This is a genomic window from Pseudomethylobacillus aquaticus, from assembly GCF_003730115.1.
In the GTDB taxonomy this organism is placed as follows: domain Bacteria; phylum Pseudomonadota; class Gammaproteobacteria; order Burkholderiales; family Methylophilaceae; genus Pseudomethylobacillus; species Pseudomethylobacillus aquaticus.
Window position 1 is genome coordinate 511,571 of the sequence record NZ_RJVP01000001.1, and the last position, 25,953, is coordinate 537,523.

General features: G+C 58.5%; 24 protein-coding genes and 3 tRNA genes. 12 read left to right on the plus strand and 15 right to left on the minus strand.

Annotated features, from left to right (window positions below):
• Positions 1-4: 4 nt before the first annotated feature.
• Both ED236_RS12710 and rpoH read left to right on the plus strand, forming a co-directional pair.
• A complete protein-coding gene (locus tag ED236_RS12710) occupies positions 5-130 on the plus strand; it encodes an MFS transporter small subunit (RefSeq protein ID WP_123236317.1) in 126 nt (41 codons plus the stop codon).
• Positions 131-391: 261 nt separating this feature from the next.
• Positions 392-1,261: an RNA polymerase sigma factor RpoH gene (rpoH, locus tag ED236_RS02375; RefSeq protein ID WP_123236318.1), complete on the plus strand. Its 870-nt coding sequence runs from the start codon at positions 392-394 to the stop codon at positions 1,259-1,261.
• Positions 1,262-1,572: 311 nt separating this feature from the next.
• On the opposite strand, the gene ccoS is transcribed toward rpoH, so the two are convergent.
• Entirely contained in the window at positions 1,573-1,821 is a 249-nt protein-coding gene (gene ccoS / locus ED236_RS02380; RefSeq protein ID WP_123236319.1) for a cbb3-type cytochrome oxidase assembly protein CcoS, read from the minus strand.
• Between the two features lie 110 nt (positions 1,822-1,931).
• Here ccoS and ED236_RS02385 point away from each other — a divergent pair, with 110 nt between their 5' ends.
• The 5 genes from ED236_RS02385 (at position 1,932) to ED236_RS02405 (ending at position 6,877) form a co-directional block, all read left to right on the plus strand.
• Positions 1,932-2,312: a gamma-butyrobetaine hydroxylase family protein gene (locus ED236_RS02385; RefSeq protein WP_123236320.1), complete on the plus strand. Its 381-nt coding sequence runs from the start codon at positions 1,932-1,934 to the stop codon at positions 2,310-2,312.
• Positions 2,309-3,052, plus strand: coding sequence for a bifunctional demethylmenaquinone methyltransferase/2-methoxy-6-polyprenyl-1,4-benzoquinol methylase UbiE (ubiE, locus tag ED236_RS02390; protein WP_123236321.1), 744 nt, complete (start codon positions 2,309-2,311; stop codon positions 3,050-3,052). The genes ED236_RS02385 and ubiE overlap by 4 nt, the downstream gene beginning before the upstream one ends.
• Positions 3,053-3,071: 19 nt before the next feature.
• The gene (locus ED236_RS02395) at positions 3,072-3,683 is read left to right on the plus strand and encodes a ubiquinone biosynthesis accessory factor UbiJ (protein ID WP_123236322.1); all 612 of its coding nucleotides are present in this window, start codon (positions 3,072-3,074) and stop codon (positions 3,681-3,683) included.
• Positions 3,683-5,227 carry a ubiquinone biosynthesis regulatory protein kinase UbiB gene (gene ubiB, locus ED236_RS02400; RefSeq protein ID WP_123236323.1) on the plus strand — a complete coding sequence of 515 codons (1,545 nt, stop codon included), beginning with the start codon at positions 3,683-3,685 and terminating at the stop codon, positions 5,225-5,227. Before ED236_RS02395 ends, ubiB begins: the two co-directional genes overlap by 1 nt.
• Before the next feature lie 180 nt (positions 5,228-5,407).
• Positions 5,408-6,877, plus strand: coding sequence for a high affinity choline transporter 1 (locus ED236_RS02405; protein WP_123236324.1), 1,470 nt, complete (start codon positions 5,408-5,410; stop codon positions 6,875-6,877).
• Positions 6,878-7,106: 229 nt separating this feature from the next.
• On the opposite strand, the gene ED236_RS02410 is transcribed toward ED236_RS02405, so the two are convergent.
• Together ED236_RS02410 and ED236_RS02415 are read right to left on the minus strand one after the other, a co-directional pair.
• The gene (locus ED236_RS02410) at positions 7,107-7,790 is read right to left on the minus strand and encodes a DUF4197 domain-containing protein (protein ID WP_123236325.1); all 684 of its coding nucleotides are present in this window, start codon (positions 7,788-7,790) and stop codon (positions 7,107-7,109) included.
• Between the two features lie 125 nt (positions 7,791-7,915).
• Positions 7,916-10,420, minus strand: a complete 2,505-nt coding sequence (locus ED236_RS02415) for a glycogen/starch/alpha-glucan phosphorylase (RefSeq protein WP_123236326.1) — start codon at positions 10,418-10,420, stop codon at positions 7,916-7,918.
• A gap of 268 nt (positions 10,421-10,688) precedes the next feature.
• On the opposite strand from ED236_RS02415, the gene ED236_RS02420 reads away from it, so the two are divergent.
• Entirely contained in the window at positions 10,689-11,219 is a 531-nt protein-coding gene (locus ED236_RS02420; protein ID WP_123236327.1) for a peroxiredoxin, read from the plus strand.
• 137 nt (positions 11,220-11,356) lie between these two features.
• Here the strand turns inward: ED236_RS02420 and ED236_RS02425 are convergent, their stop codons facing one another.
• A complete protein-coding gene (locus tag ED236_RS02425) occupies positions 11,357-12,154 on the minus strand; it encodes a DUF6776 family protein (protein WP_148042231.1) in 798 nt (265 codons plus the stop codon).
• Positions 12,155-12,233: 79 nt separating this feature from the next.
• Between ED236_RS02425 and ED236_RS12485 the strand changes: the two genes are divergently transcribed.
• Entirely contained in the window at positions 12,234-12,446 is a 213-nt protein-coding gene (locus tag ED236_RS12485) for a hypothetical protein (protein ID WP_162299571.1), read from the plus strand.
• 197 nt (positions 12,447-12,643) lie between these two features.
• Here the strand turns inward: ED236_RS12485 and ED236_RS02430 are convergent.
• The 8 genes from ED236_RS02430 to ED236_RS02465 all read right to left on the minus strand — a co-directional run bounded on the left by ED236_RS02430 (position 12,644) and on the right by ED236_RS02465 (position 17,512).
• Positions 12,644-12,730: transfer RNA gene (locus ED236_RS02430), tRNA-Leu, on the minus strand.
• A 90-nt stretch (positions 12,731-12,820) separates the two neighbouring features.
• Positions 12,821-12,894: transfer RNA gene (locus tag ED236_RS02435), tRNA-Cys, on the minus strand.
• Between the two features lie 55 nt (positions 12,895-12,949).
• Positions 12,950-13,025, minus strand: a tRNA-Gly gene (locus ED236_RS02440).
• Positions 13,026-13,103: 78 nt separating this feature from the next.
• Positions 13,104-13,715: a CDP-diacylglycerol--glycerol-3-phosphate 3-phosphatidyltransferase gene (gene pgsA / locus ED236_RS02445; protein ID WP_123236329.1), complete on the minus strand. Its 612-nt coding sequence runs from the start codon at positions 13,713-13,715 to the stop codon at positions 13,104-13,106.
• A 17-nt stretch (positions 13,716-13,732) separates the two neighbouring features.
• A complete protein-coding gene (uvrC, locus tag ED236_RS02450) occupies positions 13,733-15,532 on the minus strand; it encodes an excinuclease ABC subunit UvrC (protein ID WP_123236330.1) in 1,800 nt (599 codons plus the stop codon).
• Positions 15,533-15,555: 23 nt separating this feature from the next.
• Positions 15,556-15,738 carry a tautomerase family protein gene (locus ED236_RS02455; RefSeq protein WP_123236331.1) on the minus strand — a complete coding sequence of 61 codons (183 nt, stop codon included), beginning with the start codon at positions 15,736-15,738 and terminating at the stop codon, positions 15,556-15,558.
• 2 nt (positions 15,739-15,740) lie between these two features.
• Positions 15,741-16,376 carry a uracil-DNA glycosylase gene (locus ED236_RS02460; RefSeq protein ID WP_123236332.1) on the minus strand — a complete coding sequence of 212 codons (636 nt, stop codon included), beginning with the start codon at positions 16,374-16,376 and terminating at the stop codon, positions 15,741-15,743.
• 68 nt (positions 16,377-16,444) lie between these two features.
• Positions 16,445-17,512, minus strand: coding sequence for a cation diffusion facilitator family transporter (locus ED236_RS02465; protein ID WP_123236333.1), 1,068 nt, complete (start codon positions 17,510-17,512; stop codon positions 16,445-16,447).
• A gap of 135 nt (positions 17,513-17,647) precedes the next feature.
• Here ED236_RS02465 and sodC point away from each other — a divergent pair, with 135 nt between their 5' ends.
• The 3 genes from sodC to ED236_RS02480 all read left to right on the plus strand — a co-directional run bounded on the left by sodC (position 17,648) and on the right by ED236_RS02480 (position 19,683).
• Positions 17,648-18,169: a superoxide dismutase family protein gene (gene sodC / locus ED236_RS02470; protein WP_123236334.1), complete on the plus strand. Its 522-nt coding sequence runs from the start codon at positions 17,648-17,650 to the stop codon at positions 18,167-18,169.
• A gap of 12 nt (positions 18,170-18,181) precedes the next feature.
• A complete protein-coding gene (locus tag ED236_RS02475; protein WP_123236335.1) occupies positions 18,182-19,021 on the plus strand; it encodes a 23S rRNA (adenine(2030)-N(6))-methyltransferase RlmJ in 840 nt (279 codons plus the stop codon).
• Between the two features lie 125 nt (positions 19,022-19,146).
• Entirely contained in the window at positions 19,147-19,683 is a 537-nt protein-coding gene (locus ED236_RS02480; RefSeq protein ID WP_123236336.1) for a TIGR00645 family protein, read from the plus strand.
• Between the two features lie 114 nt (positions 19,684-19,797).
• On the opposite strand, the gene ppsA is transcribed toward ED236_RS02480, so the two are convergent.
• From ppsA to acnB, 3 genes are all read right to left on the minus strand, one after another.
• Positions 19,798-22,182: a phosphoenolpyruvate synthase gene (gene ppsA / locus ED236_RS02485; RefSeq protein ID WP_123236337.1), complete on the minus strand. Its 2,385-nt coding sequence runs from the start codon at positions 22,180-22,182 to the stop codon at positions 19,798-19,800.
• A 116-nt stretch (positions 22,183-22,298) separates the two neighbouring features.
• The gene (gene ppsR / locus ED236_RS02490; RefSeq protein ID WP_123236338.1) at positions 22,299-23,141 is read right to left on the minus strand and encodes a posphoenolpyruvate synthetase regulatory kinase/phosphorylase PpsR; all 843 of its coding nucleotides are present in this window, start codon (positions 23,139-23,141) and stop codon (positions 22,299-22,301) included.
• A 134-nt stretch (positions 23,142-23,275) separates the two neighbouring features.
• On the minus strand, positions 23,276-25,855 hold the full coding sequence (gene acnB / locus ED236_RS02495) for a bifunctional aconitate hydratase 2/2-methylisocitrate dehydratase (protein ID WP_123236339.1): 2,580 nt from the start codon (positions 25,853-25,855) through the stop codon (positions 23,276-23,278).
• Positions 25,856-25,953: the final 98 nt, after the last annotated feature.

Sequence of the window (25,953 nt, forward strand, 5' to 3'; positions counted from 1 at the left end):
GCACATGGAAACCAAATCTGCCAGCCTGGGCCGTTATGTGGTGGCCATCCTGTTCTGGGCTTATGTCTTGATCCCACTGGCCTGGGGTGTATCACAGACCTTGCGTAAAGCGCTACTACTGCTGCATTGAACCAACAAGAACGAATATCGGTATCTGCTCTAAAAAGCGATCGCCCATGCATGGGCGATCGCTTTTTTCACAGCTTAATTATCTAGCCGACAAGGCACTTGATAAATGACGCTCAATCGATCTTAAAAGTTATACCGAACCAGTCTCGGCTCCCTCAGCCAGAGTCTTGTCCAAACGCAATATATTCAGAACTTTTCGCCACTAGCACTCTCTCATGGTGAGTGCTAAAATCAACTTAATGCGAAATACGAGGGAGTCATCATGAGCAACGCCCTGACAATTGCTTCATTACCTACTGTTGATAGTGGTTCGGTCGACAGCCTGGATCGCTATCTGCGCGTCATCAAAACCTTCCCGGTACTGACTGCGGAGGAAGAACACGACTATGCCACACGCCTGAAAACCACAGGCGATCTGGATGCCGCCAAAGGCCTGATCATGTCGCATCTGCGCCTGGTCGCCAGCATCGCGCGCGGCTATTCCGGCTACGGCCTGCCTCAGGCGGACCTGATCCAGGAAGGCAATATCGGCCTCATGAAAGCGGTACGCCGCTTCGATCCGGACCGCGGTGTGCGTCTGGTTTCCTTCGCCATCCACTGGATCAAAGCCGAGATCCACGAATACATCGTGCGCAACTGGCGCCTGGTCAAGGTCGCCACCACCAAGGCACAACGCAAACTGTTCTTCAATCTGCGCAGCATGAAACAGGGCAGCGGCAGCTTGCAACCGGATGAAGTGGCCCACATCGCGCGCGAACTCAAGGTCAAGCCGGAAGAAGTGCTGGAGATGGAAGCCCGCATGGGCGGTCACGAGATCTCGCTGGAAGGCGATAGCGACGACGACAGCGAAAGTCACTTCAGCCCTATCGCTTATCTGCCAGACCCTGCCGCCGAGCCATCACAGTGGCTGGCTGAGCAACAAAGCGAGCAATCGCAGATGGATGGACTGGCGAACGCGCTGGACAGCCTGGATGAACGCAGCCGCCGCATCGTGCAGGCACGCTGGCTGCACGAAGGCAGTGGTGCCACGCTGCATGACCTGGCGGCTGAATTCGGCGTATCAGCCGAGCGCATCCGTCAGATCGAGCAAAAAGCCATGCAGAAGATGAAAAGCATGATCGCCACTGCTTAAGCGAAGCTGATCGCAACACAATAAAAAAGCTGCCTTAGGCAGCTTTTTTATTGGTGGTGTCATTGAGCAGATTTACGTTTTGGAGAGGTGTAGATGTTGCTCGATGTTGCGGTTTCGTCACTGAATGCTGGTCTGAATACCGATACCTGCCCTCAATACCCGAGCCTGACCGAATCAAAACTCAGTCTAGTGCTCGATCAGCCGAAGAAAATCACCGACAGGGCGCTCAGCCAGGACATGGTGATCAAGCCCACGGTGATGGTCAGTGGCAGCTTCTCAAAGGTGAAATACTCTTTCATGACGCGTTTTCCTCATTGGTTGGTATCTGCCGGCGCTTTGGATGTTTGCTCGGCGCTTTGCGTGATTTTATGCGCTGCAGCGTTTTGCTTCAAGCGGTTGAACGGGATCATCGGGTCGTCGTCGTCCATGAGGATGCGCTGCGCCGGCCCTTCCATGTCGTCATATTGGCCATTGCGTATCGCCCACAGGATGCCTGCTGCCGCGAGGCCGACAAAAACCAGCGTCAGTACCAGTAACAAACTCAGGGTGGTGAGGGTCATTTGAGCCTATCCGTGGAGTGACCAAGTAGCCTGTCTGCAGGCGCGATCCGCGCTGGATGCCACTTTGATTCTGCTATCATGCTGGTTTAGATTATACGCCAAACATTGTCATGAGCGGTCTGCACCCGTCCTCCCCTCGCCCGACTGAAATCCGCCTGCACCAGGCTTCACGCCTGCTGGAAATAAAATTCGATGATGGTATCCGTGGCATGCTGTCATGCGAGTTGCTGCGCGTGTACTCGCCTTCCGCTGAAGTGCGCGGCCATGGTCACGGCCAGGAAGTGCTGCAGGTGGGCAAGCAGGACGTGAATATCAGCGCCGTCGAACCGGTAGGCAATTACGCTATCAAACTGACCTTCTCGGACGGTCACGATACCGGATTGTATTCCTGGGACTATCTGTACGAACTGAGCGTGGAAACCGACACGCTCTGGCAAACCTACCTGGACAAACTGGCTGCGGCCGGTCAGCAACGCAAGGGATCCGCATGAGCGAACATGACAGTACCACCCATTTCGGCTTCAAAACCGTGGCCGAGAGCGAAAAGGCACGCAAGGTCGGCGAGGTGTTCCATTCCGTGGCCAGCAAATACGATTTGATGAACGATGTGATGTCGGCTGGCATGCACCGTGGCTGGAAGCGCTTTGCCGTGGAAGTCAGCGGCGTGAAAGCCGGTGACCGCGTACTGGATATCGCCGGGGGTAGTGGTGACTTGTCGCGCCTGTTCGCCAAAAAAGTCGGTGCCAGCGGTCAGGTGATCCTCACCGACATCAACGCCTCCATGCTGGCGGTCGGCCGTGACCGGCTCATCGACGATGGTGCCGCGGTGCCTGCCATGCAGTGTGATGCCGAGAAACTGCCCTTCCCGGACCAGCATTTTGATTGCGTGATCGTGGCGTTCGGCCTGCGCAACATGACGCACAAGGACAAAGCACTGGCCGAGATGCAGCGCGTACTCAAAGTGGGGGGTCGCCTGCTGGTGCTGGAGTTCTCGCAGGTATGGAAGCCGCTGGCACCGCTGTACGATCTCTATTCATTCAAACTGCTGCCGCTGATGGGCAAGCTGCTGGCCAAGGATGCAGAAAGCTATCAATATCTGGCCGAATCCATCCGCATGCACCCGGATCAGGACACCCTCAAACAGATGATGCTGGACGCCGGCCTGCACAAGGTGGATTACTACAACCTGTCCGCAGGCGTGGTCGCGCTGCACAAGGGCTGGAAAGTCTGACCGCCAGGGATACATTGCCATGATCAAAGCCATACTGACCCGCCTGCTCAACCACCTGATCACCCAGAATGCCTGGGCGCGTGAGCAATTACTGCCTTACGCCGGGAAATCGGTGCGCTTCGCCATCCCCCCGGTGGAAGCCACGCTGACCGTGCTCGAAGACGGTGGCCTTGCCATGGCTGGTGAATCCAGCGACATCGATGCTGGCATCCAGATGCCGCTGTCCGTCGCGCTGCGCCTGCTGACCGGTGACGAACATGCTGCCACGCTGGTCACGCTGGAAGGCGATACCGAACTGGCTACAGCTATCGCGAAGATATTGCGTGGCCTGCACTGGGAATACGAAGAAGACCTGAGCCGCGTGATCGGCGATGCGCCTGCACACGAACTGGCCGAGGTCGGCCGTAAAGTCGCTAGCGAAGTCAAAAAACAAAGCACCAACCTGGTCGACATGCTGGTGGAATACTGGCAGGAAGAACAGCCCATGATCGCCAAGAAACGTCATGTGGCCAACTTCGTCACCGAGGTCGATACCTTGCGTGACGACACCGAGCGCCTGCAAAAGCGCCTGGAGCTTCTGGAAGCACGCCGTGCTGCCGTCAGACCCGCTGACACGACGAACCCTTCCTGATGCGCCTGTTACGTCTGTTCAAGATCCTGCGCATCGCCCTGCGCTTCAGTCTGGATGAACTCATCCTGTCCCATACCCGGCTACGCCCGCTGCAGCGCGTGCTGAACCGCCTGCTGTTCTGGCGCGACAGCAGCACATCGCGCGGCGAGCGCTTACGGCTGGCCTTTGAGGCGCTGGGGCCCATCTTCGTAAAATTCGGCCAGATGCTGTCCACGCGCCGCGACCTGATCCCGCTGGATATCGCTGACCAGCTGGCTCGGCTGCAGGACCGTGTGCCGCCCTTCCCTTACGCCCAGGTCGTCAGCACCATCGAAACCGCCTTCGGGCAACCCATCGCCAGCCTGTTCTCGCAATTCGACGAAACCCCGGTCGCCAGCGCCTCGGTGGCACAGGTGCACTTCGCCCATCTGCCGAACGGTGCGCCAGTGGCGGTGAAAGTGCTGCGTCCGGGCATAGGTAGCATCATCGAGAAAGACCTGGCCCTGCTGGACACCGGTGCCTGGCTGTTCTCCAAGCTGTGGCATGAGGCGCGCCGCCTCAAACCGCGCGAGATCGTAGCCGAATTCGCGCGCCACACCCATGGCGAACTGGACCTGATGCTGGAAGCCGCCAACTGTAGCCAGCTAAAACGCAACTTCGCCGACAGCACGCTATTACTGATCCCGGATGTGCACTGGGACTGGTGCCGCGAACAGGTGATGGTGATGGAACGCATGCACGGCACCCCCATCAGCCAGATCGAGCAACTGCGTGCACAAGGTCTGGATATCCCCAAACTGGCGCGTGACGGCGTGGAGATCTTCTTCACCCAGGTGTTCCGTGACGGCTTCTTCCATGCCGACATGCACCCGGGCAACATCCAGGTGGCTGCCGACGGCCGTTACATCGCGCTGGATTTCGGCATCGTGGGCACGCTGGATGACATCGACAAGGAATACCTGGCACGCAACTTCCTGGCCTTCTTCCGCCGCGATTACCGCGAAGTGGCCAAGGCCCATGTGGAATCCGGCTGGGTGCCCAAGGACACGCCCATCCCGGAGTTCGAAACAGCGATCCGCGCCATCTGCGAACCCATCTTCGACAAGCCGCTGAAAGAGATCTCCTTTGGCCGCACGCTGCTGGCGCTGTTCCAGATGGCGCGCCGGTTCGGGGTCATCATCCAGCCGCAGCTCATCATGCTGCAGAAGACCCTGCTCAATATCGAAGGTCTGGGCCGTGATCTGGACCCGGAGCTGGACCTGTGGAAGACCGCACGCCCGTTCCTGGAACGCTGGATGTCCGAGCAACTGGGCTGGCGCAGCGTGATGCGCAATGTGCGTGCCGAACTACCATTCTGGGGCAAGATCCTGCCGCAGATCCCCCGTCTCATGCACCACCAGTTACAACGTGCGCATGACACGCCGCTGCAGCCTGAACTGAGCGCCCTGATCGAATCACAGCGCCGTCAGCATAGCGCACTCAAATGGATCGCCGTGGCACTGCTGGTGCTGGTCTTGCTGCAGGCAGCTGCCGCCTATCTGTACTGGATGGCGGCTCACGGCTGAGCGACTGTGGCCTGGACGGCGCATGATCGGGCCAAGACCTTGTTCACCCCCATGGCAAGGCGCAGTTTTTGCTAGAGGTTTTGCTAGCATTCGGGCTTTGCTAGAATTCTCGTTTTGCTGAAATTGCAGGCATCCTGATTCCGGGCACCGTTTGTTGCCGCTTCAACCTAGAGGACTTCCATGCTGATCTGGTTTGTTGTGCTTTACCTGCTGGTCTCCATCAGCATCGGCCTGATTGCCGCCACACGCGTCAAGAACACCAAGGACTTCGCCATCGCTGGCCGTCACCTGCCCTTGCCCGTGGTGATGGCGACCGTGTTCGCCACCTGGTTCGGTGCCGAAGCGGTGTTCGGTGTGTCAGCCACCTTCGTCAAGGACGGCCTCAACGGCGTGGTGGCGGATCCGTTCGGTTCCAGCATGTGCCTGGTGATCGCAGGCTTCTTCTTCGCAACGCAGCTCTACAAACTCAACATCATCACGCTGGGCGACTTTTACCGCATGCGTTACAACCGCACTGTGGAAGTGCTCACCACCATCGCCATCGTGGTCTCCTATCTGGGCTGGGTGGCGGCGCAGATCAAGGCGCTGGGGCTGATCTTCAACATGATCACGCAAGGCGCGGTGAGTGAAGAAGCGGGCATGGTATTGGGTACCGCCATCGTGCTCACCTATACCACCTTCGGCGGCATGCTGTCGGTGGCCATCCTCGATTTTGTGCAGATGATCGTGATCATCGGCGGTCTGCTGTTCATCGGTTATCTGGTATCCGGCATGACCGGCGGCGTGGCACCGGTGATCGCGCACGCCGAAGCGGCAGGCAAGCTGGACTTCTTCCCGGTAGGCGACATCTGGGTATGGATCACCTTCATCGGCACCTGGATGACCATGATGCTGGGCTCCATCCCGCAACAGGACGTGTTCCAGCGCATCACGGCGGCCAAATCAGCCAGGATCGCACTGTGGGGCTCCATCCTGGGGGCTTCCGTCTATTTCTGCTTCACCTTCGTGCCCATGTTCATCGCCTACTCTGCCACGCTGATCGACCCGGCGGTGTTCGGCAAACTGGTGGAGGACGATTCACAAAAAGTGCTGCCCACGCTGGTGATGACCCATATGCCCATCGTCGCGCAGATCATCTTCTTCGGTGCGGTGATCTCGGCCATCATGAGTTGCTCGTCTGCCACCCTGCTGGCGCCGTCGGTCTCGTTTGCCGAGAACATCGTGCGCGGCTACATGCCGCACCTGACCGACAAGGGCTTTCTGAAGGTGATGCGCATCTGCCTGGTCGGCTTTGCCGCCTGTGTGCTGATGTATGCGCTGAACTCCGAGCTGTCCATCTTCGGCATGGTGGAAGCCGCTTACAAGATCACGCTGGCCGGCGCTTTCGTCCCCCTGTTCTTCGGCGCATTCTGGAAACGCGCCAGCAATCAGGGAGCACTGGCGGCCATCGTAGGCGGTATAGGCAGCTGGGTGCTGGTGGAAGTGCTGGTCGGGGAAGCCAGCCTGGTGCCGCCGCAGATGATAGGCCTGCTGGTCAGCATCATCGGCATGGTCGCAGGCTCCCTGCTGCCACAAAAGGTAGGTATCTCGCCACATCAACAGGCCAGCTACCTGCACAGCCACGCGGCGCATCCCCATACACCCCACTAGGCCCGGCACTGCCAGTCAGAAAACCAACGGCGGCGGCTTTAAGGTGCAAGTGAAAAAGCAGCCTGTTGGCTGCTTTTTCGTGCTGACGTTACATGGTCAGTGACTGGCTTATGGCGTGTGCCTGGCGCCAGTGCGCGCCTGAAGCAGACTGCCCGGTCATCTATTTTCCAGACGTTTATTATTTAGACGTCTATGCTTAGACTATCGTCTATTGTGCTTAGACTATCGTCTATTGTCCGATCGCGCCGAACACTTTTTTGACCAGGCTGCTGGCCTGCCCCAGCGGATTGCTGCGTATGGCCTTCTCTTCCTGCGCCATCATCAGGTAGACCCCGTCCAGGGTCTTTTGCGTAACGTATTGTTCCAGGGAAGCCTGCTCTTTCTTCACCAGCCCGTACTTGAGACCAGTTGCGGCGAACTGGTTGTATTGCTGTGCCAGTTGCACGTTCTCGGTGGCCTTGGTCACGATGGGCAGGAATTTCTCTGCCATGGGCGCGGAAGTGGTCTTCTTGAAGTATTGGGTGGCGGCATCATCGCCACCGGTGAGGATGTTCTTGGCATCGGCAAGGCTCATTTGCTTGACCGAGTTCACTAGCAATTCCTTCGCTTCCGGCACCGCCGCTTCCGCCGCCCGGTTCATCTTCAGCACCAGTTCGTCTGCCTGATCGCCCATGCCGAACAGGCGCATGGCTTTTTCCGCTTTTTTCATGGATTCGGGCAAGGGGATCTTCACCTGAGGGTTCTTGAGAAAACCATCAGCAGCACCCAATTGACTCACTGCCTTAGCTGCGCCCTGGATCAAGGCCTCCTTGAGGCCGCTACTGGCCTCGCTGCTGGTCAGGTCTGCAACCCCTGCTGCGCTAGCCTGCAGGGCGAACAGGGCGGATACAAACAATACGGTCAGACGCTGCATGATGATCTCCGAAAAAATAACAGGGAAGCGGCACGTTGCCAGTCTTGCACTCGACCCATAGTCTACTGCAAGACTGACGCGGTGCAAGCTTCCCTGCCGCTGCGTAGGATGAAATGACGCTGGTGCTAACGCTGCACTGGCTTCACCTTCCAGATATTGCTGGCGTATTCGGCAATGGTACGGTCACTGGAGAACTTGGCCATACGCGCCACATTCAACACGGCGCGGCGGGTCCATTCGTCCTGATCCTTGTACAGCGCACCCACGGCATCCTGGGTCGCAACATAACTGGCATAGTCCGCCAGCAGCAGGTAGTGATCGCCCTTCTGCAACAGCGTATCGAGGATGGCACGGTAACGGTCCGGCTCGTCCACCGAGAAGAACCCGTTGCCTATCATGTCCAGCACCTGCTTGAGCTCGGCATTGCCATGGTAGTAATCCCAGGGGTTATAACCTGCCGCCTTGGTCGCGGCCACTTCCGGCGTGGTCAGGCCGAAAATGAAGATGTTGTCGTCGCCGACTTCTTCCTTGATCTCCACATTGGCACCGTCCAGCGTGCCTATGGTCAGTGCGCCGTTCAGGGCCATCTTCATGTTGCCGGTACCTGATGCCTCGGTGCCCGCCGTGGAGATCTGCTCGGACAGATCACTGCCCGGGAACAACAGCTCGGCGGCCGAGACCTCGTAGTTGGGGTAGAACACCACCTTGAGCTTGTCGCCCACCGCCGGGTCGTCATTGACCAGTGCAGCCACATCGTTGATGAGCCGGATGATCTGCTTGGCCATCCAGTAACCCGGCGCGGCCTTGCCGCCGAAGATCACCACGCGCGGCGTGCTGTCCTTGACCTGACCGCTGCGGATGCGGTTATACAAGGTGATCACGTGCAACACATTCAGCAGTTGACGCTTGTATTCGTGGATACGCTTGATCTGCACATCGAACAGGCTGTTGGGGTTGAGCTTCACACCGGTGAGCTTTTCGATGCGGGTGGCCAGGCGCTGCTTGTTGGCAAGCTTGACCGCGCGGAAGGCATTGCGGAAATCGGCATCCTCAGCCAGGGGCTCCAGGCTGGACAACTTGCTCAGGTCCTTCTGGAAGCCATCGCCCAGCGCACTGGAGATCAGTTGCGTGAGACCAGGATTGCACTGGTTGAGCCAGCGGCGCGGCGTGATGCCGTTGGTGACATTGACCAGCTTGCCCGGATAGATGCGGTTGAAATCAGCGAACAGCGTGGTCTTGAGCAGTTCGCTGTGCAGCGCAGCGACCCCGTTCACGGTATGGCTACCCACCACGGCCAGGTGCGCCATGCGCACGCGCCGACCATGTGTCTCGTCGATGATGGAGACCCGACTCAACAAGTCCGTGTCGCCGGGGAAATGGTGGTTCACCATCTGCAGGAACTGATGGTTGATGCGGAAGATGATGCCCAGATGGCGCGGCAACAGGCGACCGAACAGCTCCACAGACCAGGTTTCCAGGGCCTCAGGCATCAGGGTGTGGTTGGTGTAGGCAAATACCTTCACCACCAGTCCCCAGGCGTAATCCCACTTGAGTTTATGCACATCCACCAGCTGATACATCATTTCTGCCACCGCAATAGCCGGATGGGTGTCGTTGAGCTGGATGGCCACTTTCTCAGGCAACAGGTTCCAGTCTTTGTGCTCGCACAGAAAGCGGCGCAGCAGATCCTGCACCGAGGCCGACACAAAGAAATATTGCTGCTTCAGGCGCAGTTCGCGACCAGAGGCAGAAGCGTCATTGGGGTAGAGCACGCGCGAGATGGTTTCCGAGTCATTGCGCAACTCGACAGCCTTTTCGTAATTGCCGTCATTAAAGTGTCCCAGATCGAACTCCCGAGCCGCCTTGGCAGACCACAGACGCAGATTGTTGACGGTTTCAGTACCGTAGCCGGGGATAGGCACATCGTAAGCCATCGCGACCACATGCTCGGTGTCCACCCAATGGTATTCCGTGCCGTGGCTTTCCACGCATTCCACCACACGACCAAAGAACTTCACGTCGTAGGTGTGTTCCGGGCGCTGGAACTCCCAAATGTTACCGTAGCGCAGCCAGTTGTCCGGATTCTCGATCTGTTGTCCACCTTCGATGGTCTGGCGGAACATGCCGTATTCATAGCGGATGCCGTAGCCGGTGCCTGGAATGTCCATGGTGGCCATCGAATCCAGGAAGCAGGCTGCCAGACGGCCCAGGCCACCATTACCCAGTGCCGCATCGTTCTCTTTCTCCACCACTTCTTCCAGGCTGTGGCCGAGCTTGGTCAAACCATCGCGTATTTCTGGTGCAATGCCCAAATTCAGTGCAGCATTGGACATCATGCGGCCGATCAGGAACTCCAGAGAAAGATAGTAAACGCGCTTGGGGTCCTGCTCACGGTAGGCGTCCACCGTCTTCACCCAGCGCTCGATCACGTGATCGCGTATGGTATTGGCCGTGGCTGCATACCAGTCGCGTTCGGTCGCCGACGTGCTGGTCTTGCCGGAAGAAAAGGTGAGATGGTTCTGCAGCGATTGCACTGCCGGCGCCTTGTGCGCAGAGATGCGTCGTGCCGCTGGTTTGGCTGGCCTGGTTGGAGTGCGTGGTTGGTCAGTCGGCGTTTTGCTTGTCGTCATGGCGGTTCTCTCAGTATGAAGTTGCCTGAATATCAGGCATACAGGTTGCAGCGTAGGCAGTGAACTCGTTCATCGGAAATACAGTGTGATTGCAGTACGATAAACCCTGCAATATCCAAGCCAGCTATCAAATCCGATTTTAACCGATAGACTATGCCCTTAGTATTGCTGTCCATGACAGATCAAGGAATTTTTTGTGCACAACATGTCTTAATGGCAGCAGCCTCTACCCTGGCGCCTTCGATCAACACTCTACACAGGATACCTCATGAAACTTCTCGCCATGTTCATCATCACGCTGTTAGCGTTGGCTGCCTATCGGTATGCGGCGGCGGCCAGCGTGCCTGTCGCAGGGCAGCAAGCCCCCGATTTCAAGCTGCTGGATTCTAAGTCCCAGCCTCACCAGCTTAACGACTATGCGGGCGGCTGGCTGGTGTTGTACTTCTACCCCAAAGACGACACACCGGGCTGCACCGAGCAGGCCTGCAAATTCCGGGATGACCTGTTCGCACTGGAAAAGCTGGGTGCCAAGGTAGTGGGCATCAGCGTCGACGACTCGGCCTCACATGCCAAGTTCGCGGAGAAATACAATCTGCCGTTCCCACTGCTGGCAGACAAGGATGGCAAGGTGGCTGACAGCTACGGAGCACTACGCAACCTGGGCGTCATCAAGATCGCCAAACGCTATACCTTCCTGATCAATCCGGCAGGAAAAGTGGCGAAGGCCTACCTCAGCGTGAATACCTCGCGACATTCGCAGGAGATCATTGATGATCTGAAGAAACTGAGTGGTCGCTAGCTGATTCAACAGGCCGTTAGCTGATTCAACAAGACATTAGTTGAGTAAACGAGCATGCTGCCCAAACCGGCATGGCAGGCTCCTGGCTCACCATAGCTTCGCTCAGCATGGCTTCCGGATTGCGCCATGCGCATGGATCAATCCGGAACGCGCACCACCCAGCGGTAAGTCGCTTTAGCCTTGCCCGCTTCATACAGACTGGCTCTTACCTTCTTGCCGGTCCAGTATTCGGGTATCTCCATATCGCCACTGAGGCGTTGTGACTGCTTGAAATTCACCTTCAAGGGCTCGCCGGTCCAGTCCAGATTAACAGGCTTATCGACCTCCAAGCCGGACAAACTCAGCTTCAATTCACCTTGTACTGCAGTGGTCGGCTGCGTCTCTTTGGCAAGCAGTATGGAGAACCGGTACTGACCCGGCTCGTCCTGCCTGCTCACGGTGAAGCTTCTGAGCTTTACTTCCATGGTGACGGGCGTCGTCGCAGGCAACGCGGCGCCAGCCGTCGCCAGCGCTGCTGTGGTGACCGGCGGCGTGGTGACAGCCAACCTGGCGGTAGCGGACGCCTGCTGCATATCCTGCAGCTTGGCCAGCAACTGTTTTGATTTATCCGCCTTGCCAGCAATATTCTTATAGAAGGCCAGATCCTGCTGCAGGGCTATACGCTGCTGCTCCATGGCCTGCATCTGCGTGCTTAGCTTCTGGATGGCGATGCGCTGCACTTCCAGCTTCTGCTTTAACTGCAGCACCGTGTCGCTACTGGATTCCGCCTCCTGCCTGACACTGGCCAGCCTCAATTCTAGCGCCGAGACTGAGATGCCCTGATTACTGAACCTCGCCAATAGATAGCCCGCAGCAAGCAGGGCGAGTATTTGCACACATCGGCGTAGCAGATAAGGCCCGTCGAAGGTGCTGACCACTGCATTTGCAGCGCTCATGCGCTTCAGGTCTTTTCTGGAATAACCTGTTGACGCAGCCCTGCTGAACGATGCACTTGCATCACGCACACGTGCTGATTTGAACAAACCGTGGCGCATCTTTGCAGCAGACGGCATGGTCGACCTGCGAGAAAAACGTGCGAAGCTGGGAAACATGGTGAATGGCGCTTTGGTTACGGCACACCCCAAGGTGGGACAGCATCCTGCTGATACCAGCATGTTCCTGAAAGCAGCGGCATGCGCTTCGTTCAAGAGGATGCTGGCAGGTACGGGGTTGAGTAGAAGCAAGTAACAAGCCACGCAGTTGGGGCCTGGGTGCCGAGACTATCGCCCTGCGCCCGCGATCACACCGAGTGGTACGCAGACGCAGCAAGGCTGGCAATGACAACATAACGGCGGCACATCGATGGCGACCGTTCGATATGGCTGTCAAAAACGGTCAGTAGCCACTTTGGTTGATGATGATGTATCGGAGATAATGCCTGGAGATGGTGCCCGGAGCCGGGGTCGAACCGGCACAGCCGTTAAGCCGAGGGATTTTAAGTCCCTTGTGTCTACCAATTTCACCATCCGGGCGGATTTTGCCAATTTCACCATCCGGGCGGATTTTACCAAGTCCACCTTCCGGACGGGTACTGTCAGTTTCACCATCCGGCGGATATGGACTGGAGGCGCGAGCCGGAGTCGAACCGGCCTAAACGGCTTTGCAGGCCGCGGCATAACCGCTTTGCTATCGCGCCTTTGAGGCTGAAACCAAAACGGGGAAAGCGTCTGCCTTCCCCGTTTTGTTTTGTCTGGAGCGGGAAACGAGTCTCGAACTCGCGACCTCAACCTTGGCAAGGTTGCGCTCTACCAACTGAGCTATTCCCGCGTTGTCTTCAGGACGTCGTCTTGAAGAAGGCTGCATTTTAATGACTTTCCAGCGGCTGTCAACACCGAAAATGTCATATTATTTTGATTGCATATTGGGCCAGGCGGCGCGCAGGTAGTAAGCCATTGACAGTAATGTCAAAAACGCTGCGATCACAATCAGCACGCTGCCGATAAAAAATGTATCGATGATGGCGAGATCAGCAAAAGCTGCCGGAATCTCGACAAACATGGCCAGGTTGATCGGGTCGGCATACAGCAGAAAAAGGATGGCTGCCATCTGCGCGGCAGTTTTCACCTTGCCCAGCGTGGCCACGGCCACACTGCTGCGCTGCCCCAGACCTGCCATCCACTCGCGCAAGGCACTGATGGCGATCTCGCGTCCGATGATGACCAGCGCCACGATGGCCCCGGCGCGGTCCAGCTCCACCAGCACGATCAGCGCCGCTGCCACCATCAGCTTATCTGCCACCGGGTCCAGAAACGCGCCAAAGGCCGAGGTCTGGTTCAGCACCCGCGCCAGATAACCATCGAACCAGTCAGTGATGGCCGCCAGCGCAAACACCAGCGTCGCGGTGAAATTCACCCAGTGCGGCGGGATGGTGGTGGCTGGCAGATAGAAGATCCCCACGAACACCGGAATCAACAGAATGCGCAGCATGGTCAGGCTATTCGGGACATTCCACAACATGCAGGATTCTCACTTTATTAATGTAATTGCTGATAGATCTTTTCTGCCAGCGCGCTACTGATGCCTTCCACCTGTGCCAGCTCGTCGACACTGGCATTACGCACGCCATCCAGACCGCCAAAACGCAGCAGCAGGCGCTGTCTGCGCTTGGCACCCACGCCGTCGATCTCTTCCAGTGAAGATTGCAGCCTGGCTTTGCCGCGCCGTGCGCGGTGGCCAGTGATGGCAAAACGGTGCGCCTCGTCGCGGATCTGCTGCAACAGATGCAAGCCCGGGTGGTCTTTTTTCAGACTGATGCCGTCGCTGCGTTCCGGGAAGAACAGCTGTTCCAGACCAGGTTTGCGCTCTTCACCTTTAGCAATACCGACCAGCAGAATATCAGGTAAGCCCACTTCCCGCATCACTTCGACCGCCACGCCCAGCTGACCTTTGCCGCCGTCGATGAACACCAAGTCAGGCAATTTGCCCTCACCCCCGGCGATCTTTTTATAGCGGCGTGTCAGGGCATCGCGCATGGCGGCATAATCATCGCCAGGCGTGATGCCGGTGATGTTGTAGCGCCGGTATTCCGAATTCTGCATCGCCCCCTTGTCGAACACCACACAGGACGCTACCGTGGCCTCGCCCATGGTATGGCTGATATCGAAGCATTCGATGCGCTCTGTGGTCGCACTCAGTTCCAGCGCCTCGCGCAGCGCCTGCAAGCGCTGCTGCTGACTGCCGTGCTGGCTGGCACGCTGCTGCAGCGCCAGTTCAGCATTGGTCTCGGCCATTTTGAGCCAGACGCGCTTGTCGCCTATGGATTTGCAATTGATGCGGATACGTCGGCCCGCCTGGGTGCTGAACACCTCTTCCAGCGCCTCGGTCTCGATCACCACGCCCAGCACGATCAGCGGCGGGATGGCCTGCGCCAGATAATGCTGTTCCAGGAAGGCTTCCAGTGTGCTTTCCATGTCTGCACCATCGGCATTCTTGGGGAAGAAGCTTTTATCGCCCAGGTGCCGCCCGCCACGCACCATGACCAGATTCACGCAGAACTGGCCCTGCAACTCGGCACAGGCGATCACGTGCGCATCGTTGACGCCGAAATCACTGACGAACTGGCGTGCCTGCACCTGACGCAGGCTTTGCATGCGGTCGCGGAACAGCGCGGCGGTCTCGTATTGCTGCTGCTCGGCGGCCTGCATCATCTTGTCGCTGAGCTCGTCCATCACCTGCTGCTCCTGACCACGCAGGAACAGGCTGGCGTGGTGCACATCGCTACGGTAGTTCTCGGCGCTGATGTAATCGACGCAAGGCGCGGTACAGCGCGCGATCTGATATTGCAGACAGGGCCGCGAGCGGTTGGCGAACACGGTGTCTTCGCAGGTGCGCAGACGGAACACTTTCTGCAGCAGCTGGATGCTCTCGCGCACGGCGACAGCATTCGGGAACGGGCCGAAATAATCATGGCCTTTGCGCTGCGTGCCGCGGTGGAAAGCAAGCCGTGGGAACGTGTCACCCGTCAGCACGATATACGGGTAGGACTTGTCGTCACGGAACAACACGTTGTAACGCGGCATCAGCCCGCGGATCAGGTTGTGTTCCAGCAGCAGCGCCTCCGCCTCGGAACGCGTCACCGTGGTTTCGATGCGCGCGATCTGGCTCACCATCATGCGCGTGCGTGGCGATGGCAGGTTCTTGATGAAGTAGGAGGACACCCGCTTCTTGAGATCCTTGGCCTTGCCGACATAGATCACTTCGTCCTGCGCATTGATCATGCGGTACACGCCGGGCAGGCCCGGCATGGTCTTGAGGAAGGGCTTGGCGTCAAACATGGTGCAACTTCACTAGCGTCAAGTCATTGATCCAGCAGCTCTCCGGCCACCGCCCAGTTCTCTTCTGCCACTTCGTCGAACACGATATAGGTGTAGGACGGCGGCTTGTGGGCGATGCGCTGCATGGTATCGGTGATCTCCTTGGCGATCTTGTCCTTCTGCTCGCGGGTCAGGCTTCCAGCCAGTTTCACATTGATGTACGGCATGCTCAGCTCCTTGCTTCCAGTTGTATCTGTGCGAACACCTGATGGAACATGGGCTCCGTCAGGCGGCGGGTCTGGGTATTGTAGCGACTGCAGTGATAACTATCATAGAGTACGCGGCCATCGGGCAAGGCATGGCGCACCGCATGGCCGAACTTCCAGGCCGCAGGCTTGAGACCCAGCGCCTTGAGCACGGCCAGATGCGCCACATTGCCCAGCGCCAGCATCACCGTGCTGGTCGGCAAGGCCGCGATCTCGTTGGCCAGATAGCGGTTGCAGGTATTGATCTCCTGCGTGGTGGGCTTGTTCTCCGGAGGCAGGCATTTGACCGCATTGCTGATACGGCAACCGATCAGCTGCAAGCCATCGTCAGCCGACACCGACACCGGCGCGCTGGCATAGCCAAAACGATGCAGCGTGTCGTAAAGCAGCACGCCGGCATAATCGCCCGTGAACGGACGACCGCTACGGTTGGCACCGTGCATGCCGGGCGCCAGGCCCACGATCAGCAAGGCAGGCTCATCCACGCCGAAGGGCGGCACCGGGCGGGCGTAATAATCCGGATGCTGCAGCTTCACCTGATCCAGAAAACCAGACAAGCGTGGGCATAAGCGACATGCGCTATCAAAACAGGGATTCATGGGCGTGCTTTTCTGTATCGGGCTTTATCTGTATCGGCAAGAGCTAGGCAATACCTGGGCACGAGGCATCAGTGCTTGTGCGCACCAGGCTTATGACTGGATTGCTGAGTTAGCGGCATGTCAGCCTGCTGGGCGCTGGCAGGCTGCGTGAGCCAGCAAGTGGGCTCGTCATGCAGATGCCCGCCGTGGGCATGCGCCCCCGCCAGCTCAGGCTGCAAAGTGATGTGGTCGATGCCGAAACGGCTATGCAGCACATGCCCGCACGCGGTCAGCACCTGCTGCCAGTGCTGCATATCCTCTACCACCACATGGGCAGACAAGGCGGTCACTTCTGAAGACAGCGCCCAGATATGCACACTGTGCAAGGCCTGCACCTGCGGCACACTGATGATGGCGGCACTCACCTCCCCCATGTTGATATGGTGCGGCACGCCCTCCATCAGCACATGCAGCACCTCGCGCAACAAGCGCAGCGTGGAGATCAGGATCAGCGCGCAGATGAACAACGACAGGATAGGGTCGATGGCCAGCCAGCCGGTGAAATAGATGATGGCCCCCGCCGCCAGTGCCGCGATCGAACCGAGCAGGTCACCCAGCACATGCAGCAAGGCGGCACGATGATTGAGGCTGTCCTGATGCTGATGCAGCTGGCGTGCCACCACGATGTTCACGATCAAACCCAAGGCAGCGATCAGCATCACCTCGATACCCTGCACCGCTTGCGGATGCTCCAGCCTATGCAGCGCTTCGACGACGATGGCGATCACTACCGCCAGCATCAACAAGCCATTGATGAGCGCCACCATCACTTCGGCGCGCACCAGGCCATAGCTATGACGTTGCGAAGCGGGTTTACGGGCGATCCAGCTGCCCAGCCAGGCCAGGCCCAGCGCGGCGGCATCCGAGATCATGTGCCCGGCATCGCCCAGCAAGGCCAGCGAACCGGTGAACCAGCCACCTAGCGCTTCGACAATCGCAAAACTGGCGATCAGCAGCAAGGCCCACAACAGCGTGCGATCCCCGCCCCCCTTGTGATCGCGATGATGCCGATGATGATCCACATCATGCGCGTGCGCATGTGTCTCATGCTGGCCTGGTGCTGCGTGGTCATGCGCCTGGTGGTGTGTGTGTGCCATGAAAAAACTGCCTGTGTGGAAACCTGCAGCCCTGCGCCGACTCCAAGGCTGGCAAGTGTTAAATGCGCGGGCACATCAGCATACCCGCCAACAGCCTCTATAATACAGCCTACTTATACCCCTCAGGAGCAGAACATGCAGATTCGCACTCTCTTGCTAGCCGCACTGATCAGCACGCCCATGATGTCGCTGGCCGCGGAAAAGATCGTCGTCATCAACGCCATCAGCGATAGTGGCATCGGCCCCATCATCGGCGTGATCAAGTTCAGCGACAGCGACAAAGGCTTGATCGTGGACCCCGATATCGGCACACTGACGCCGGGCGAACATGGCTTCCATATCCACGAAAAACCCAATTGCGGTGTGGCCGAGAAGGATGGCAAAAAAGTGGCTGGCCTGGCCGCTGGCGGCCATTTCGACCCGGCCAAAAGCAGCAAGCACGAAGGCCCGGAAGGCCACGGCCATCATGGCGACCTGCCTGCCTTGCAAGTGAATGAAGACGGCAGCGCCACGCGTGCCATGCTGGCCCCGCGCCTCAAACTGGCGGATGTGACCGGGCGCGCCATCATGATCCATGAAGGCGGCGACAACTACAGCGACGATCCGAAACCACTGGGTGGTGGCGGTGCGCGCGTGGCCTGTGGCGTCATCGAATAACAGGCTGTCATCTTGCTCAGTTATCGTCACGGTTTTCACGCTGGCAATCACGCCGACGTACTCAAGCATTTTGTGTTGACGCAGGTGCTGCGTCATGCGGCGCTCAAGGAAAAGCCGTATAGCTACATCGACACGCATGCCGGTGCCGGCATGTATGCGCTGGATCATGGCTTTGCCGCGCAGAATGCCGAATTCAACAGCGGCATCGCGCGCTTGTGGGAGGCGACCGACCTGCCCGCTGCGCTGGCGGAGTATGTAGCGCTGGTCAAAGCCTGTAACAAGAACGGGCCATTGCGCCATTACCCCGGTTCACCGGTGGTGGCGCAGCGCTTGTTGCGCCCGCAGGACCGCATGCGTCTGTTCGAGCTGCATCCCAATGATTTCAAGCCGCTGCAGCAGCAGATGAGTTCGCGCCAGATCATTGTTGAACAGGCGGATGGCTTCAACGGCATCAAGGCCCTGCTGCCGCCACCAAGTCGGCGCGCCATCACGCTGATCGATCCGCCGTATGAAGACAAACAGGATTACCGGCGTTTGGTGCAGATGCTGCGCGACAGCCTGCAGCGCTTCGCCACGGGCACCTATATGGTGTGGTATCCGCTGTTGCAACGGCAGGAACCTGCCATGCTCGCGCATCAGCTGTCTGCCCTGCCGGTCGATAGCTGGCTGCATGTCAGCCTGAGCGTGCATGCCCCTTCTGCTGACGGTTTTGGCATGCATGGCAGCGGCATGTTCGTGATCAATCCGCCGTGGACACTGCCTGCCGTTCTGGAGGACGTGATGCCCGTGCTGGTGCAGCATCTGGGACAGGACGATGCCGCCAGTTTCAGCCTGGACAGTCACATCCCCTGAGGACAAGGTAAAATCCGTCTTAATCAGCCAGCCAAATCAAGGGTTTTCAGCCCCAAAAACAGCCTTATAAAAATCAAGCAAGCAACTAATTCAATTAACTTTTTTATACTTCACAAGGATAGACAATGGAACAACCCCCGGTCAACCCGCGCATGAAACCGATGAGCGCCATTCTGTTCGGCAGCCGCTGGCTGCAACTGCCGTTATACCTGGGCCTGATAGTGGCTCAAGTGGTGTATGTGTTCCACTTCATGGTGGAGCTGACCCACCTGGTGCAAGGCATGGTCACCCTCAGCGAAGAACACATCATGCTCATCGTGCTGGGCCTCATCGATGTGGTCATGATCTCCAACCTGCTCATCATGGTCATCGTGGGCGGTTATGAGACCTTTGTATCGCGCCTCAACCTGCGCGGCCACCCGGACGAACCGGACTGGTTATCGCATGTGAACGCCAACCTGCTCAAGGTGAAGCTGGCCACGGCCATCATCGGCATCTCCTCCATCCACCTGCTCAAAACCTTCATCAACGCCGCCAATCTGGATAACAAGGTACTGATCTGGCAAACCGTCATCCACATGGCCTTCGTGCTGTCTGCGGTGGCCATCGCCTACATCGACAAACTGATGTCGGGCGCAGCGCACCCTCCAGAAAAACACTGAGTGGTTGAGAAACCGCTGACCGGCACAGCGTCGGTCAGCCGATAAAAAAGGCTGCCAGATGGCAGCCTTTTTTATGGTCAGTGTCATGGCGAACAAGCCATGACAGGCGCGGTGTTACTTGCCTGCTTTCGCCAGCCTGCCCCAGGTTTCCAGCAGGGTGTCCGGGTTCAGCGAGATGGTCTGGATGCCTTGTTCCATCAGCCATTCAGCGAAATCCTGATGGTCGGATGGGCCTTGGCCGCAGATGCCCACATACTTGTCCAGGCGGTTGCAAGTGCTGATGGCCATGGACAGCAGCTTCTTCACCGCCGCGTCACGTTCATCGAAGCTTTCCGCCACCAGGCCGGAGTCACGGTCCAGGCCTAGCGTCAGCTGAGTCAGGTCGTTGGAGCCGATGGAGAAGCCGTCGAAGTATTCCAGGAACTCTTCGGCCAGCAGGGCGTTGGACGGGATCTCGCACATCATGATCAGGCGCAGGCCGTTCTCGCCACGCTTGAGGCCGTGCTCGGCCAGCAGCTCGATCACCGCTTTGGCTTCGGCGGTGGTGCGCACGAATGGCACCATCAGTTCGATGTTGGTGTAACCCAGCACATCGCGCGCCTTCTTCATGGCTTCGCATTCCAGCGCGAAGCAGTCGCGGAAATCTTCGGCGATGTAACGTGCCGCACCGCGGAAGCCCAGCATGGGGTTCTCTTCGATAGGCTCGAACAGGTCGCCGCCGATCAGCTTGCGGTATTCATTGGACTTGAAGTCGGACAAGCGCACGATGACCTTGTTGGGCCAGAAAGCCGCCGCCAGCGTGCTGACGCCTTCGGTGATCTTTTCCACGTAGAAGGTGCGTGGGTCTGCATAGCCTTGCGTACGCTTGGCCACCGCGTCGTGCAGGCTGTGTGGCACCTGGTCGAAGCGCAGGATGGCCTTGGGGTGGATACCGATCAGGTTGTTGATGATGAATTCCAGACGGGCCAGACCCACACCAGCGGCCGGCAGCTGCGCGAATTCGAACGCCAGCGAGGGGTTACCCACGTTGAGCATCAGCTTCACAGGGATCGGTGCCAGCTCTGCCTTGGCTTGCACCACCTTGTCGTAATCCAGCGCACCACGGTAAACGTGGCCGGTATCGCCTTCTGCACAGGAAGCGGTGACGATGTCGTCTTCCACCAGGGTTTCAGTAGCGTTGCCGCAACCGACGATGGCGGGGATACCCAGTTCACGCGCGATGATGGCGGCGTGGCAGGTACGACCGCCACGGTTGGTGACGATGGCCGAGGCCTTCTTCATCACCGGCTCCCAGTTCGGGTCTGTCATATCGGTGACCAGCACATCACCGGCTTTCACCAGGTGCATGTCAGCAGCGCTGTCCACGATACGTACCGGGCCCACACCGATCTTTTGACCGATGGCACGGCCTTCGGACAGCACTTCACCGCGCTGCTTCAGGGTGTATTTTTCAGTGGTGGTGGTGCTGGAACGCGACTTGACGGTCTCAGGGCGCGCTTGCACCACATACAGTTTGCCGTCGATGCCGTCCTTGCCCCACTCGATGTCCATCGGGCAGCCATAATGCTTTTCGATGGCGATGGCATGCTTGGCCAGCTCCAGCACTTCTGCGTCGGTCAGCGAGAATTTGGCGCGATCCGCCGGGCTCACTTCCACCACTTTGACCGAACGACCAGCGGAACGCTCGGTGTTGAAGATCATGCGCTGCTGCTTGGAACCCAGGCCACGGCGGATAACAGCCGGGAAACCGGCTTCCAGTTGTGGTTTGTGCACATAGAACTCGTCCGGGTTGACGGCGCCCTGCACCACCATCTCGCCCAGGCCGTATGCCGAGGTGATGAACACCACGTCACGGAAGCCGGATTCGGTGTCCAGCGTGAACATCACACCGGAGGCACCCAGGTCGGAACGCACCATGCGCTGCACACCGGCAGACAGGGCGACTTCGATGTCGTGGTAACCGGAGTGCACGCGGTAGGAAATGGCGCGGTCGTTATATAGTGAAGCGAACACTTCGCGGATGGCATGCAAAATGTTGTCGATGCCGCTGATGTTCAGGAAGGTTTCCTGTTGTCCGGCAAAGGAAGCGTCCGGCATGTCTTCGGCGGTGGCCGAGGAACGCACCGCAAAGCTGCCGTCCCCCGTGGTGTCCAGTGCGGCGTAGTGCGCGCGGATCTCTGCTTCCAGCTTGGCTGGCAGCGGGGCTTCGATGATCCAGCTGCGGATCTGCTCGCCGGTCTTGGCCAGTGCGATCACGTCATCAACATTGAGGGTCTTGAGGGTTTCCTTGATGCGCGCTTCCAGGCCTTCGTGCGCCAGAAATGCGCGATAGGCGTCAGCCGTGGTGGCAAAGCCGCCAGGCACGAGCACATCACTGGCAGCGAGGTTGCTGATCATCTCTCCGAGAGAAGCGTTTTTACCACCGACGCGCTCGACATCGTGCATGCCGAGTTGGGACAGTGGGATTACGTAGTCTTGCTGGGTTGAATCGGCTTGCATACTGCTTTCCTCTTTAGATGATTAGTTGCCTGTTATGCTGTGTAACAGCACAACACCTTCCCGTGGTGATTGCTTTGCTTAATTTCTTAACAGCTTATTTCTTAATAACTTGTAACTTAATATCCGACCAGCCGCTTGTTCTGCCGCATGGTCAGCTGTTGCACGATCATGGACGAGATTTCTTCGACGGAACGCGAGGTGGAGTCGATCATGTTGATGCCTTCACGGTGCATCATGACTTCGGCCATGCGCACTTCTTCCTTGCAGTTATCCAGTGAGGCATAACGGCTGTTGGGTCTACGCTCGGTGCGTATCTTGTGCAGGCGCTCGGGGTCTATGGTCAGGCCAAAGATCTTGTCGCGGTGGTTGGCCAAGGTGCCGGGCAAGGTATCGCGCTCCAGATCCTCGGGGATGATGGGGTAATTGGCGGTGCGGATACCGAACTGCATGGCCATGTACAGGCTGGCAGGCGTCTTGCCGCTGCGCGACACACCGACCAGGATGGCTTCGGCTTCCTGCAGGCCGTTGTCACTGATGCCGTCATCATGACCCAGGGTGAAATTGATGGCTTCGATACGGTCGCGGTATTCACTGCCGCCCACGTTACGCGACATGCCGATGGTCTCGTTGGCGGGCATACCCAGTTCGGAAGACAGCGGATTCACAAAAGTGCCGAACATATCCAGACACATGCCACCGGTAAGCTGGAACAGGGCGCGGATGGAGGGGTTGACGATGGTCATGCACAGGATGGCGCGTACACCGTCCTTGGCCTGTGTGGCATTGATGATCTCGACCGCTTCACGCGCCTTCTGCTCACTATCAACGAACGGCATGCGCACCTGACGCATGGTCACGCCTTCGAAATGCGACAACAAACAAAGGCCGAGCGCCTCTACCGTGATGCCGGTACTGTCGGAGATAAAGAAGATAGTACGCTTGGTGCAGTTGTAGACCATAGGCGGCGCTTGGGCGTCTCTTTTACGTGCGATTAGATGGAACCAGTCTGGATTGTAATACGCTCTGCCCACAGAATCCAGCCAGCTTGCGCTGGCTGGGGTGTAACGGCCTTGCTTGTCTTCTGGCTCGCCCGCTAACTCACTGCGGCTTCGGCGATCGGAATGATCTTCTTGGCCTGGTATTCCGGCATCTGATCGAAATTGAGATACTTGTAGATGCTGTCAGCGTTGCTGGTGATCTTGTCACCTACCGTGTCCAGATACTCCTCCACGCTAGGCATGCGGCCCAGGCGGGCACAGACCGAAGCGAGCTCAGCAGAACCCAGATAGACACGTGCATCGCGGCCCATGCGGTTGTCGAAGTTACGCGTACTGGTGGAGAACACCGTGGCACGGTCCGCCACGCGCGCCTGGTTACCCATGCACAGCGAGCAGCCCGGCACTTCGGTACGGGCACCGGCGATACCGAACACCGAATACACGCCTTCGTCACGCAGCTGCGCTTCGTCCATGCGCGTAGGCGGTGCGATCCACAGCCGCGACGGGATGGCACCCACGCCTTCCAGCACGCGTGCCGCCGCACGGTAATGGCCGATATTGGTCATGCAGGAACCGATGAACACTTCGTCGATCTTGTCGCCCTTGACCTCGGACAGTGGCTTGATGTCGTCCGGGTCGTTCGGGCAAGCCACCAGAGGCTCCTTGATGTCCTTGAGATCGATCTCCAGCACGTAGGCGTAGTCGGCATCGGCATCCGGCTCCAGCAGGCTGGGCGCAGCCAGCCAGGCCTGCATGGCGTCGATGCGGCGCTGCAGGGTGCGCGGGTCGGAGTAGCCCTGCTCTATCATGTTCTGCAGCAAGGCGATGTTGGAGTTCAGATACTCGATCACCGGCTCTTTATTGAGCTTGACGGTACAGCCATTAGCGGAACGTTCGGCCGACGCATCAGCGAATTCGAACGCCTGCTCCACTTTCAGGTCTGGCAAACCTTCGATCTCGAGGATGCGGCCATTGAACACGTTCTTCTTGCCCTGCTTGCCCACGGTCAACTCACCCTTCTGGATAGCCGCGTAAGGAATGGCATTGACCAGATCACGCAGGGTGATGCCGGGCTGCATCTCGCCCTTGAAGCGCACCAGCACCGATTCCGGCATATCCAGCGGCATGGCGCCCATGGCAGCAGCGAACGCCACCAGACCAGAGCCTGCCGGGAAGGAGATGCCGATCGGGAAACGGGTATGCGAATCGCCACCGGTACCCACCGTGTCCGGCAGCAGCATGCGGTTCAGCCAGGAGTGGATGATGCCGTCGCCAGGGCGCAGCACCACGCCGCCACGCGTGGACATGAAATCCGGCAGGCTGTGTTGCAGCTTGATGTCGACCGGTTTTGGATAAGCCGCGGTATGGCAGAAGCTTTGCATCACCAGATCGGAACTGAAGCCCAGGCAGGCCAGCTCTTTAAGCTCGTCACGCGTCATGCCACCCGTGGTGTCCTGCGAGCCGACCGTGGTGGCCTTGGGTTCGCAATAGGTGCCTGGGCGCACGCCCACGCCTTCCGGCAGACCACAGGCCCGGCCCACCATCTTTTGTGCCAGCGTATAACCACGCTTGGAGTCCTGCGCAGGTAAAGGCTGGATGAACAGGTCACTGGCCGGCAGGCCCAGGGATTGTCTGGCACGCGTGGTCAGCCCGCGGCCGATGATCAGCGGGATACGGCCACCGGCACGCACTTCATCCGGCATGGTCAGCGGGGCCAGCTCGAAACTGGAGATCAGGCTGCCGTCTGCCGCCAGCACCTGGCCAGCATAAGGTTTGATGGTGATCACATCACCGGTCTCCATCTTGCTCACATCACACTGGATAGGCAGCGCACCGGAGTCTTCGGCGGTGTTGAAGAAGATAGGGGCGATCTTGCCACCCAGCACGATACCGCCGCTGCGCTTGTTGGGGATGTGCGGGATGTCCTGCCCCATGAACCACTGCACCGAGTTGATCGCGGATTTACGCGAAGAACCGGTCCCGACCACATCACCGACATAGGCCAGTGGCAGCCCGGGGTTGGCCAGCTTGAGCGCGGCGATCTTGTCCTGACCATCCGGCATCTTGTTGACCAGCATGGCTTTGGCATGCAGCGGGATATCCGGTCGCGACCAAGCGTCCTGCGCTGGAGACAGATCATCGGTGTTGGTTTCGCCCGGCACCTTGAATACCACGCAAGTGATCTCGGCTGGCATCACCTCGCGCATGGTGAACCACTCGCCCGCTGCCCAGGACTGCATGAGCTGCATGGCCGCCGCATTACCGGCGCGCGCGCGCGTTTCCACATCATGGAAAGCGTCGAACATCAGGATGGTGTGTGACAGTGCTTTGACCGCTTCTGCCGCCAGCGGGCCATCCAGCAGCTCGACCAGTACCGGCACGTTGTAGCCGCCCAGCATGGTGCCGAGCAGGACCACGGCGCGCTGTGGGGTCAGCAAGGGCGAACTGGCCTTGCCATTGGCGATGTCGGCGAGAAAAGCAGCTTTTACGTAAGCCGCCTGGTCCACACCGGCAGGGACACGGTTCTCCAGCAGATCGAGTAATGCCTGCGCTTCACTGGCTGGCGGGTTCTTGAGCAGATCGACCAACTGCGCGGTCTGTTCAGCGTTAAGAGGGAGGGGAGGTAAAGCTTGCGCAGCACGTTCAGCGCAATGATCACGGTAGGCGGATAGCATGGCTTTCAGTCGGGGAAGTTGAAGGGGTTGACCCGATTATAGCGCTTGCGGACACGGCTTGTAACCGCTATCCGGCCTCAAAAACAAGGATTTTTTAC